The 13,037-nt window shown below is 65.3% G+C and carries 4 protein-coding genes; all 4 read left to right on the top strand.

Annotated elements, in window-relative coordinates; all coding sequences use genetic code 11:
- Positions 1-117: 117 nt before the first annotated feature.
- The 4 genes from G552_RS0103915 to G552_RS0103900 all read left to right on the top strand — a co-directional run bounded on the left by G552_RS0103915 (position 118) and on the right by G552_RS0103900 (position 13,021).
- Positions 118-2,793 carry a DUF11 domain-containing protein gene (locus G552_RS0103915; protein ID WP_051195670.1) on the top strand — a complete coding sequence of 892 codons (2,676 nt, stop codon included), beginning with the start codon at positions 118-120 and terminating at the stop codon, positions 2,791-2,793.
- A 150-nt stretch (positions 2,794-2,943) separates the two neighbouring features.
- Positions 2,944-4,482: a DUF11 domain-containing protein gene (locus G552_RS15810; RefSeq protein ID WP_027881835.1), complete on the top strand. Its 1,539-nt coding sequence runs from the start codon at positions 2,944-2,946 to the stop codon at positions 4,480-4,482.
- Positions 4,479-9,992, top strand: coding sequence for a DUF11 domain-containing protein (locus G552_RS0103905; RefSeq protein ID WP_027881834.1), 5,514 nt, complete (start codon positions 4,479-4,481; stop codon positions 9,990-9,992). Before G552_RS15810 ends, G552_RS0103905 begins: the two co-directional genes overlap by 4 nt.
- Complete coding sequence (locus tag G552_RS0103900) at positions 9,986-13,021, top strand: SdrD B-like domain-containing protein (protein WP_425411431.1); 3,036 nt, start codon at positions 9,986-9,988, stop codon at positions 13,019-13,021. The genes G552_RS0103905 and G552_RS0103900 overlap by 7 nt, the downstream gene beginning before the upstream one ends.
- The last annotated feature ends 16 nt before the right edge of the window (positions 13,022-13,037 follow it).

Below are 13,037 nucleotides of genomic sequence, written 5' to 3'. Positions count from 1 at the left end.
TGGTACGAGGCCAAGGCGTCCATTGTTCGCGAGGCAATACGAAGTTATCTCGCCCATCCCCTCCACATCCTTCAGCCAACTGCGTAAGTCCTATCTTTGTGGATAGCCGCTCTAGTCATGCTTGGGGCGGTGTGGGCCCAGCAGACCCCCGCCGGCACTAACATTGCCAACCAGGCCTCGGCCAGCTATATCGACTCGGCGGGCCAGCCCCGCACCACCACCTCCAACCAGGTCATTACGGTGGTGCAGCAGGTCTATAGCTTCAGCATCACCCCTGATGGTAACGCCCCGGCAACCCCTGGCCAAACCCGCAGTGGGCTACCTGGGGCACCGGTTTACTTCAGTTACACCGTCAGCAATACCGGCAACGGCAGCGATACCATCAACCTGACCACCCTCCAGGATAGCGGCGATGCCTTCGATCTGAGCGGAACCGCGCTTTACCTGGATGCCAACTGCAACGGCACTATCGATCCGGGCGAGACCACGCCCATCACCAGTGTTACCTTGAGCATGGGGCAGTCGGCCTGCGTCATCCTGGCCGGCACGATTCCCCCTTCAGCCACCAACGGCCAGTTCGCCAACATCAACCTACAGGGGGCCTCAGCGGGCAGCCCTAGCGTGACCGATACCAACAACTGGGCCCGGGCTGTGGTGAGCACCGCCGCCACCCTGACCGCCACCAAGGCAGCCAGCCCCTCCGGTGCGGTGGCTCCTGGAAGCTCTATCACCTACACCATCAGCGGGGCCAACACCGGTGGGAGCGCTGCTCAAGGGGTGAGCGTACCTGGGCTTACGGGCAGCGGTATTCTGGTGGCCGATGTCATCCCTAGTGGCCTTGTGGTGAGCGCCATGCCCACTGGCAGCGCCGGGGCGGGCACGGTGAGTTTCGTCTACACCATCAACGGCACCACCTGGAGCACGCTGGCCCCAGGCAACCTGCCCCTTACCGGCAACGGCACCATTGCCATCGGGATGTTCATTGGCGGGAGTGGGGCCTTCTTCCCCCAGACCGCCTCCTACACCTTCAGCTTTAGCGCTACCGTGCCAGCCTCTGCCCCGGCGGGTACTACCTATACCAACAGCGCCACGGTGCGCTACAACAACGGCACCGATCAAACCGCCACCACCAACAGCACTCACAACACCGTGGCCGCCAGCTACAGCGTGGCGGTAGGGCCCTACGCCTTCCCCCTGGCCGGAGCCTCGGGTAGCTATACCGCAGGCGGGTACAGCGTGAGCCGCTCGGGCGATACCCAGACCATTGCCTCAGCCAATAGCGGTAGTGCGGTGGTCTTCCGCCACACCCTGCGCAATACCGGCAACACCAGTGATAGTTTCAGCCTGGGCGTGAGTGGGGCGCCTTCGGGCTGGGTCTGCACCCTGCTGGCCGACGACCTCAGCACCCCCATCTCTGGCCCAGTAGGCCCGATTGCTGCGGGCGCGGACTACAACTTTGCCCTGCGCTGCACCATTCCCGCTAGCTACACCAGTACTACTCCCGTCAGTTTGACCGTTACGGCTACCAGCCAGGGCAACCCCAGCCAGTCCGACACCACTACGGATACAGTGAGCGCAGTGGTCTCGGGTTACTCGGTGGATGCCGCCCATAACACCAATGGTGCCTCAGGGGGCGAGCCTGCTGATCCGGCCAACGACACCCGTCCTGGCTACAACCCGGCGGTCAACCCCGGCGGCGTGGCCTACTTCCCCTTCGAGGTGAGCAACACCGGGGCCAACCCCGATACGTACAACTTCACCTCGAGCCTGCCGGCTGGTTGGAGCGTGGTCTTTTACCCTGATGCAAACTGCGATGGGGTCATGGATACCCCAACGCCCGCCCCAGTGAACAGCACTGGCCTGATTAATGCAGGGGCCACGGCTTGCTTCATCGCTGCCGTGCAGGTGCCGGTGGGGGCTGCTCCGGTAGATGCGACCCCCGGCGCCAGCGACAATGTGAGCATCACCGTGACCAGCACCACCCTGCCCAGCGTGAGCGACACCATATTTGGCGCGGTGGATGTGAACTTGGTGGCCCAGATTAGCCTCGAGCCTAACCGCTCGGGCACCGCAACCACGCCTGGTACCATCCAGTACACCCACACCCTCACCAACCTCTCCAACGCAGACGCCACCTGCAACATCTCGGGTGACGGGGGCAGCTACGGCTGGACCTACCAGTACTCCACGGACGGCACCAACTGGTACTCGGCCTTGGGCAACGTCTTTGTAGCGGCCAATGGGGGTAGCCTCACCATCTACGTCCGGGTCATCGTGCCAGCGGGCCAGCCCATCGGGCGCACCGACGTAAATACCGTTACCGCTACCTGCAGTGTGGGCAGCGCCACCGCCAGCGATACTGCCACCGAGACTACCACGGTGGTGGGTGGGGAGCTGAGCCTTAGCAAGAGCGCGGTGAGCTATGTGGGTTCCACCTCCACGGTGCGCTCCGCCGATGGTAGCCAGGCCTACCCGGGCGACCAGATCGTGTACACCGTGGTGGCCCAGAACATTGGCACTGGCAACCTGACCCAGGTGATCCTCAGCGACCCGCTGCCGGCCTATACCACCTTCGTAAGCGCCAGCGCTAGCGCCAGTGGATTCAGTGGTACGTTCCAGGTGCTCTACTCCACCGACGGCACCACCTGGAGCACCACAGCGCCTTCGTCCCTGGCCCCTGGGCAGAGCCTCTACGTGGCGGTGGATACCAACAGCGACAGCACCATCACCACTGCGGATGTGATGCCGCCTGGGGCGAGCATTACCATTACCTTCCGCGTGCAGGTGCAGTAGGCCTTCTGTGGCCCGCCCCCTTTGAGGGACGGGCCACAATGGAACCCAAAGGAGTAAGGAGCTACAGTGCGAGAGTCGGTGAGCTTAGCAATGAACCCGTCGGCTCTCGCACTTCTCTTTTTCGTAAGAGTCATTAATAACATTAGAGCCATGTTTTCCCTGCCAACCCATATTTGGCCTCGAATTTTGCACGGGTGCTTTGGCGGGGCGCTGCTTTTTTCCCTCAGCCTGGCCTGGGCTCAACCGACCCCTGCGGGTACGGTGATCCGCAACCAGGCCATCGGGTTTGTAGGCGGTGTGCCGGTAGCCTCTTCCAATCCGGTGGAGACCGTGGTGCAGGCGGTTTGCGTGCCCTCCGTCACCCCCAACGGTACGCCCGACGTGCCCGCCTATGTGGTTCGAGGGTTTCCCGGGCAGAGGGTGTACCTGGCCTACCAGCTCGCCAACCTGGGCAACGCGAGCTTTACCCTGGCCCTGGGCTGGCAGCGGGACACCGCGCCCTGGACGCCCAGCAACGTGGCCTTCTATCACGACCTCAATGAAAACGGGCAGCTTGACCCGGGGGAGCCCGGCCTGACCCAGGCCACCCTCGGCCCGGGCCAGAGCCTGCAAATCCTGGTAGAGGTAGGCATTCCCCTGGGGGCCAGCGGGGTGCTACACCTTAGTCCGACGGCCACCTGCCCGGATGGAAGCCAGGATGCGGACAACTATAGCCGGCTGGTAGTGCGCAAGCCTTACCAGGTTATGTTACTCAAGGAGGTAAGCCCCTCGCGGGCCAGACCGGGCGACCGGTTGACCTATACCATCACCCTGATCAACACGGGCGAGGAAGAGGCCCTGATCCGGCTGGAAGACACCCCCGACCCCGGCCTGGTCTACCTGCCGGGAACGGCCAGCTCCGCCGAGCCAACGGTGCAGGATGGGCGGCTGGTCTGGGAGAACCTGCGGCTAGACCCCGGGCAGCGCCTGGTGGTGCGTTACCAGATGCGCATCGGTTCCGGGGGAGGTGACCTTCTGGAGAATGTTGCCCAGGCCACCGGGATAGAAGGGGCCCAGTTCCGGGTGCTGGCCCGGGCCTCGGCCCTGGTGCGCTTGGAGCCAGGGGTGTTTATCCCGCCGCACAACCTGGTGGGCCGGGTCTTCCTCGATGTCGACCGCGACGGACGGTATACCCCTGGGGTGGATGTGCCGTTGCCGGGGGCCCGGGTGGTTTTGGGCAATGGGCTACAAGCCACCACCGATGCCGAGGGGCGGTATGGCTTCCGCAACATGGTGGGGGGGTGGTGGGCGCTCCTACTGGAGCTGGCCTCGGCCCCCTTCAAGCCCCGGCCCCATCCCGGGGCCCAGGGGGAGGGCTACCACCACCGGGTCTGGGTGGAGGGCCTGACCCAAAGCGACTTCCCCCTCGAGCCGCCCGAGGGCCTGGTGCAGGCCCTACGGGAGACCACCCTGACCTTTGGCCCCTTGACCGTGCGTAAGAAGCTCCTCCCCCTGCCGCAAGGGGTGCGGGTGGTGCTCGAGCTAAAGAGCCTCGAGGCCCTCCCCGAGCTGACCCTCACCGACCCGCTGCCCCAGGGGGGAGAACGGGTCTTCCGCTTCGAACGCTTTGAGGGGCAGGAAACCCTCATCTACGACCTTCCCGGGCCCGCCTTCCTCACCGACCCCCAGGTGCGCTGGAGGTACCCATGAGCCTTTGGCCCCGCCTCCTTCTTTTCTTGTGGCCTTTGGCCCTGGCTTTGGGCCTGGCGCAAAGCCGCACCGATCTATTGGGCATCGTGCCGGGCGACCGACTGGGCTGGGAGATTCAGGCTCTTCGGGCCAGCGTGGTGGTGCACAAACCCACCCTTCTCAACCTGCAAATCTACTCTCCCGGCTTTGACCCAGCGGATTACCGCCGGGGGCTAAAGGGCCAGGAAGAGCTGGGAGACGAGCGCTACGACAAAGGCCAGGGCGAGCTACGGGCCGAGTTTGTGCTGGTGCGCGATGGGGTGGTGCTGGCCCAGGAAACCTTCGGGGTAGAGCCCCACCGCTGGGCGCTCTTTTTCCGCGGCCCGGTGGAGCCCGGGGTGTACCATATCGAGAGCCGGTTTTACGGCCTGGGTAAGAACGCCTTCCGCTACCGCATCCAGACCAGTGAGCCGGAGGCGGCGGGGCTTCTAATCGACCCCACTTCGCAGCTCTTCGATATCCGCCCCAGTCAAATCAATCTCAACGATCGCAGCTTTGAGTGGCTCGAGCCCCTGGTGCTCAAGGTAAGCCCCGAGGTGTTGCCGCTACGGGTGGGCTTCTACGACGAGGACGGCCCCAAAGAGATGGAAGCCCGGGTGCGCCTGCCGGATGGGCGCCTCGAGGCCAGAAGCATCTCGGGCGACCGGGACTGGGCCTACTACGATATCCGACAGCCGGGCGCCATCGTCTTTGGTTTCCGCCAGCCCAGGGGGGCAACCCAGCACTCGAACACCATTGGTGTGCGGATAGATGCCTGTATGGAGGTGGAAAAAGAGGCTTTCCGGGTGGTGCCGCCGCGCCCGGTCAGGGCCACGGTGGTCGACCGAGAGGGCCAGCCTTTGGCACTGCCGCTGCTTCAGGAAGGGGACAAACTCCGCACCGTGCGGCTGCCTGAGCTGCCCCAGGGCTACCGCCTGGTGCGCACCGAGGTACAGGGGGGCGAGGCTATAGACGAGCGAACCGCCCGCTTTGGCTGTGCCGGGGGAGAGGTTCGTTTTGTGGTGGAAAAGCCCTTGCCGCCCCAGGCCAGCCTCGAGCTAGAGGCCTGGCTGGTGCTGCCGGAGGGCGAACAACCCCTTGACCTACGGGTACAGGTCGGCGAACAGGCAGTGGAGCTGCGCCAGGGCCAAGCCCGTCTGACCGTGGCCCCGGGCCGCTACCCTTTGGCTACCCCAATCGAAGGGGCCTGGGTCGAAGGGCCGGACGCGGTAAGCCTGGCCAGTGGCGAGACCCAGCGGGTGCGCTTCCGGGTTTACCCGGAGGTCAGGCTTCGGTTGGAGGTGGAAAAGCCCCTGTTGCGCGTAGGGGAGACCGCCACCCTCACGCTTTGGGCCGAGACCGCCTTCCCCAACCTGCTGCCCGCTGAGCTTGAGCTGTTGCTTCCCCCCTGCTTGGAAGCCCAGGAGGCCCCTCGCCTTGTGGCCCCCTTGCGCAAGGACCGCCCGGTACGCCTTAGCCTTTCGGTTCAGGCGGTTTGTAAGGGCGAACCCCAGGTGGAAGGCCATCTTTCCCCCTGGGGCCTGCGGGATCGGGGGAGCTTGCAGATCATCCAGCCGGCCACCTTCACCTTGCGCAAGGAAGCCCTCACCCCCAGGGCCGCGGTGGGCAGCGAGGTGGCCTACCGCCTGGTGGTACAAAACACCGGCGACGAAGCGGGCCAGGTGCGGCTTCTGGACAGCCTGGCCCCGGGTTTGGAGGGAGAGCCCCTGGATCAGACGCTCACCCTTGCCCCAGGCGAGAAGCGGGTCTTTGAGCTGACCGCCCGCCTCAGCCCCGAGGCTCCCCCGACCCTGACCAACACCGCCCGGCTGTTGGATGCCCGGGGCGAGACCTTAGCCCAGGCCCAGGCCGAGGTACAGGTGCTGCGCCCGCTGGCTGAACTCTCCCGCTCGCTGGACAGGCGGGTAGTGGTACCGGGGGAAGAGGTGACGGTGAGGCTGATGGTGCGCAATGCGGGCCAGGCCCCGCTCACCTATACCCTGGAGGATACCTACCCCGAGTGGCTCGAGGTGGAAAGCCCCCCTGCCTTTATGGGCACCCTGGCCCCAGGCGAGGCCACCACCCACACCTACACCGCCCGAGTGCGCTTTGGCCCGGCGGCAGAGGGGGGCTTCCTGGCCCATCTCCGCTCCAACGGGGGCAACCCCAGCGCCCCGGATCGCCTGCGCCGGGTGCTTCTGCCCCTGGAGAAAACCGTGGCCCCCGCACGGGTACTGGTGGGGGGTGAGGCCCGTTTCACCCTCCGTCTGGCCAACCCCACCGACCACCCCCTCGAGGTACGGCTCCAGGAGTCCCCCGATGAAGGGCTAAAAGTAGAGCTGCCCGGCGAGCTGCGCTTTACCTTGCAGCCCGGCGAGGAACGGGTGCTTGAACTCAGAGGCCAGGCGGGCCGGGCGGGCCTCTTGGAAAACCAGGTTGCGGCCTTTGTGGGCAATACCCCGGCCTCCTTCCCGGTCAGGGCTACCCTGACCGCCCTGCCCATCCTGGAGCCTCAGCGTCTTTCCACCGTTCGCCTGGACTTTAGGGTAGAGGCCGAGGCCAGCGGCAGATTCGGCCAGGGCCTGCTGCTCACCCACCTTCCGCCCAAGGAGGCCCGCTACGAACCCGGCTCGGCCCGCCTGGATGGCAGGCCCATCCCCGATCCCCGGATCGATGCGGAAGGCCGGCTTTTCTTCGAGCTGCCCTACCAGGCTACAGGGGAGCTTACCTACCAGCTTCGCCACCGCGAGGCCCTGGGCGCCTTGGAGGAACCTACCCTGACCCTTTGGCTGGGGGAGCGGGAGGTTTACCTAAAGGGGCGCATCGGCAAAGCCGAGTATGCCAAAGCTCAGGGACTGGTCGTGCCAAGGCGCGAGGGCTTTATCCAGGAGCCCCTGCCGGGCACCCTGTTCCGCGTGGACAAGGCGCGGGTGGTGTTAGAGATGCCGCTGGGCCTGGAGGCCCGCCTGAGCGTGAATGGCGAGGCGGTGGAGGCTAAAAATTTAGGCCAGGCCACCTCCGATAGCGGTACAGGCATCCAGCGGCTGGAGTACTACGGCCTGCCCCTGCAACCGGGCCGTAACCTGATTGAAGTGGAGACCGCGGCAGGCTCCGACCGGGTTGAGGTTTTCCTGGTCGGCAGCCCCACCCGGCTGGAGGTGCGTCCGTTGCGCCTGCAGGCCGATGGGCGCACGCCCTTGGAGCTAGAGGTGCGGGCCTTGGATGCCCTGGGCTTGCTCTCAGGCTTTGGCCCGCTGACCCTAGAAACCTCGGGTGAGCCGCTGGACGAGGACGCCTTCCCCACCCTTTCCGGCTACCAGCTCCTCTTGCGGGATGGGCGGGTAGTTCTGCGGCTCAAACCGACCCCTACCCCCACCCTTTTGCGCCTGCGGCTGGCCTTTGGCGAGCTAGTTCAGGAGGCCGAGTTCTTTGTGGTAGGGCAGCAAAACCGGCTGTGGCAGTTCCAGGGCAGCCTGGGCGTCCGCCTGGGCGAGGGCATAGAGGGGTTTGGCCTGGGGCGGGGTTACCTGGAAGCCCCCCTGGGGGAGGGGGTGTTGCGTGGGGCTTTGGATGGTGCACTGCGCTATAGCCAGGGCCAGCCCGAGGTGAAAAGCGGCCTGCGGCAGGAGCCCGACCCTACCGGGCGCTTCCCCCTCACCGGAGCGGGCAATGAGCCCACCCTGCCTTTGCGCTCCGACGAGCCCGTAGCCCTGCGCTATGACGACGCCCGCTTCAGCCTGGGCTACTACGCCGATGGGCTCGGCGTCTTCGGGGTAAGCGGGCTGCCCCAGGCCACCGCTTTGCGCCTGGAAACCCGGGGCGACCTGGCGCTGCGGGGCTTCGTGGGCTTTGTGCCGACAAACAGCAAAACCGACCTGATCCTGCCCGATGGTACCCGCTTCTACAAGCTCTCCGGGCCTGCCGAAGCGGGGAGCGAGCAGGTGTATTTGCAGATTGGCCCGCAGGAAGTGCGCCTCGAGCGCCTCAAGGACTACGTGCTGGATGCCCCCAGCGGCACCCTCACCCTGGCCCAGCCCCTCTGGCCTACTACCTCCGACTTCCAGCCGGTGCGGCTGCGGGTGGTCTATGCCCCGCTGGGCGGGGCGCGGGAGCTGGGGTACGGGCTGGGGGCCCGCCTGAGGCTGGGCGATTTCAGCCTGGCCGCAGGGGCCGCCCTCCTGCCGAGCGAGGCCTGGCGCTACGGGGCCGAGGCCACCTACCAGGGGGCGGGCTTTGGCCTGAAGGTCAGCTATAGCCAGATGGCCAGCCAACCCCAAGGGCGGTTTGGCCTCGAGGTCTCCGGCCAAAGCGGGGCTTTGGAGTCCAGCGCCAGCCTGTCCTACGAAAATAGGCTCCAGGGCCAGGGCCGCCTGAGCTACCGGCTGAGCGAGGCCGATAGGCTTGCCCTGGAGCACCAGGCCAGCGAGACCAACCGCACCGGCCTTTTGTATATCCGCCGCCTGAGCCCGGCCTTCTCCATCGGGGCGGGGCTGGGCTACACCTGGGAAAACGCCGCCACCAGCGCCCTGGGGCGGCTCATCCTCCAGGAAGGTTCCTTCAAAAGCGAGCTAACCCACGCCCAGCCCTTTAGCCTGGCTGCCAGTGCCACCACCCGGTTGAGCGCCCGCTATACCTTCGATGCCAACCTGATGGCCGAGGCCGATCTGCTCCAGACCTGGGGGCTGGGTTTTGCCGGCACCCTGGGCCTCAAGCAGAAGCTGGGGGCGGCCAACCTGGCCCTCTCCTACCAGCTTCCCGGGGTGAGCGGAGAGGGCAACCGGGCCCGCTTTGGCCTCGAGGCCCCGCTCCCCTTGGACGCCCACTGGAGCCTGAACGCCAGCGCCGGCTACGAGCGCAGCCTCGCCAGCGGCGCAGATCAGGCCGCTTTTGGCCTGGCCCTGCGCTACCAGGCCGAGGGCTTCACCGCTACGCTAGGCGGCGAGACCGCTTTGGCAAGAGAGCCCAAGGTGGTGGTGCGGGCCGGGGCTTCGGGCCAGCTCGACGCCCAGCAAACCCTCTCCTTTGACGCCACCTACCAGCTTTTGCCCTCCCCCGAGGGCCGCTTCACCCTGGCCTATGCCCTGCGGGGCCGCGAGGTCTCGCTGCTCTCCTACCACCGCCTGCAAAGCGGGGAGGCGCGCACCCTCGAGGGGGCCCTGGCCACCAGCTACCACCCTGGCCTCTCGTTCCAACTCCGCCCCAGCCTGGCCTACCGGCTCATGCTGGACGACCCGGCGGGCCACACCTACCAGCTTGGTCTGGGGGTGAACTATTACTTTACCGAGTGGCTGGGCCTGGGGGCGGCGGCCTACTACCAGTTCCAGCCCGGCACCCAGACCGAGGCCACGGCCCTGGCCCTCGAGGCCAGCTTCCGCCTGCTGGAGGGCCTGTGGCTCAACCTGGGCTACACCTTCGGCGGCTTTACCGGCCTCACCCCCGATACCGCCCCCGGCTTGTATCTGCGCCTCGACTTCCTGGGAGGTGGATGGTGAAACGCGCACTGGCCCTTCTGCTCTTTTCTAGTTTGGCCTTCGCCCAGGTGGTCACCCCCTTTGCCATTCGCTACCAGACCAACGACCGGGGGGCCATCACCCTGATAGCCAACACCCTCATGTGCTATCCGAATGCCACCAATACAGCTTGCGATTCTGCGGTGATGAATAACCCTGCGGCGAACAATACGATTCTTACCTCATCGAACCAATTAGACACAACCCGCTCCATGCGTTTTTTCAATGCCGATGCCAGCGCCCCAGCCTGGCCCACTGGGCGGGGCGGTTCCTCTAGCGCCACCCTGAGCCTGCCCGCAGGCAGCCAGATACTCTTTGCCAGGCTGTACTGGGGGGCGCGGGCTGGTGAAAACGCGGCTGGACGCAATCAAATTTCCGTCAAACCCCCCGGCAGCGGCAGTTACCAGAGCATCAGCGGCACCTTACTGGGCACCATTACGACCCAGGGCACCAATACAAGCCGCCCCTATACTGCCTTTGCCGACCTGACCAGCCTGGTGCAGGCTGCGGGCAACGGCACCTACTGGGTGGGGGGGATTCTGGCCGCCACGGGAAACGACGGCCTGGGGTTCTACGCCGGCTGGAGCCTGGTGGTGGTCTACCGCGACACCGCCCAGTCCCTGCGCAATCTGGTGGTCTACGATGGGCTGGCCGTAGTTAGCAGTGGCAACCCGGTGACCATCACCCCTTCCGGCTTTCTGGCCCCCTATTTTGGTAGCGTGAATGCCCGGGTTGGAGCGGTGGCCTTCGAAGGAGATGGCGGGATTAATGGTGACCAGCTTCTGCTCAACGGTAGTGCCCTTAGCGACGGCCAGAACCCCGCCAACAACTTCTTTAACTCCTCGGTGTCTCTCCTGGGAACCCGCTTCAGCAGCAAAACCCCCGACTACATCAACCAGATGGCGGTGGATGCCGATATCGTAGACGCCACGGGCCGCATTCCCAACGGGGCCACCAGTGCCACCCTCCAGTTCACCAGTACCCAGGATGTGTACTTTCCCACCGTTCTGACCTTCCAGATTGACCTCTACGTCCCCGACCTGATTACCACTTTTACCAAAACCGTCCAGGACCTGAACGGGGGGGATGTCCTGCTGGGGGATATCCTGGAATACACCTTAAGCTTCACCAACATTGGTCTGGACGGGGCCACCAACGTGGTGCTCACCGATCCCATTCCGGCCCACACCCAGTACGTGCCGGGCAGTCTGGTGGTGGTTTCCAATGCGGCAACCGCTCCCACTGGCTCCATGTCCGATACGCCTGGGGACGACATCGCCGAGTACGATAGCGCCAACAACCGGGTGCGTTTCCGCTTAGGGGTAGGGGCCAACGCCACCTCGGGCGGCCTTATCCCGCCAACCCAGGGGGCCACGGTGCGCTTCCGGGTGCAGGTGCTCCCCAGTGCAGCGGGGCAGACCCTCACCAACACCGCCCAGATCAGCTACAACAGCCAGACCCTGGGTACTAGCTTCAGCCAAAGCGCCTCGGTCTCGGTTAGCTCGACGGTGGTGGGGTATACCCTTTCCGGCTTCGTCTACCACGACCTCCAGCCCAACAGCGTGCGCGACGGGGGCGAGGACTGGAGCAGCGGGGTTACGGTTTATGTGAAGCTCTTGCAGGGGGGAAGTATGGTTCAGGTGACTACGGTCAACCCCGGCACTGGGGCCTACAGCTTCCCCAACCTGGCCCCTGGCAGCTACACCCTTATTGTGGACGATAACAACAACCCTGCCGATACCACGCCCAACCCGCCCTCCAGCTGGCACTTTATCCACCCCACGGGTGGAGTGCGTAGCCTGACTTTGAATAGCAACCTGACCGGGCAGGATTTTGGTCTTTTCCGCGGTACCCGGCTTAGCGGTAGGGTCTTCTACGACGACGGGGAAGGAGGGGGCATCCCTAATAACGCCCTTCAGGATGGAACCGAGCGGGGTGGGGGTGGGGTAACCCTCGCGGCCACAGACGGTACGAACACCCGTACCGCCACCACGGACGGGAACGGCAATTACCTCCTTTGGATCCCCTACGCCTGGGGAAGCGTAACCCTCTCCCACCCCGCGCGCCCGGCCACGGGCTGGAACGATGGGAGCGCGGCCACACCGGTCACCAGCTGGAGCGCGGCCACTAGTCCCACCTCCTCTGGGGCGGTGGTGAGCCTGGGGGCAGCGAGCGGACTGCCCGCTAATCTGACCCGCAACTTCGGGTTGGTACGGCATAGCACTTTCCGGCCCGACCAGTCGGGCCAGGCCACCAGCCCTGGGGTGCTGACCTACGCCCACCTCTTCCAGCCTGGAACCCTGGGGAACGTCGCGCTGAGCCTGGCCGGTGCGCCCAGCTTCGCTTACCAGGCCCGGTTCGATGCCAACTGCAATGGAAGCTGGGACCCTGGGGAAAGCTTTACTCCCTTACCCCTTAGCTTCACCGTGGGTGCGGCCTGGCCTCGAGAAGCCGACGGTAGCCTCAAAGCCTGCGCCCTAGAGGTGCAGGTAGTGGTTCCGGCGGGGGTGCCGGATGGGCGGGTGGATATGGCTACCCTTCAGGCCAGTTTGCAGTGGACCAACAACGCCTCCGTAGTGGAGTCCCGCTCTCTGGTAGACGCGACTACGGTGGCCATGGGAACCCTTAGGCTTACCAAGGAAGTGCGCAACGTAACCCAGGGCACCCCCTTTGCCGCCAGCGCCGGAGGGAGGCCATTGGAGGTGCTGGAGTACAGGATTGCCTACCAGAACATTGGCAGCCAGCCCATCTTCAACGTGGTGCTCTTCGACCCCATCCCCTTCTTCACCGACCTGGTGCAAAACGCCTACGGGGGAGGCGGCGAGGTGGCCCTGGTCTGCCCCAATGGCACCACCGTGTACCCTGACCTGGGCCTAACCAGCACCATCAGCCTCAACCTGGCGGCCTACTGCGCTTTGAACACTGCGCCTCATCCTGATGGGACAGGCCCGGCCCCGGCCCTTCTGCCTGGTGAGGAGGGGTATTTCTTCTACCGGGTGCAGGTGCGCTAGGGCCAGGCTAAACTGG

It is taken from the genome of Meiothermus rufus DSM 22234 (assembly GCF_000423425.1).
GTDB lineage: Bacteria > Deinococcota > Deinococci > Deinococcales > Thermaceae > Meiothermus > Meiothermus rufus.
Note: the sequence above shows the minus strand (reverse complement) of the source record. Positions and strands in the feature narration are given on the sequence as shown.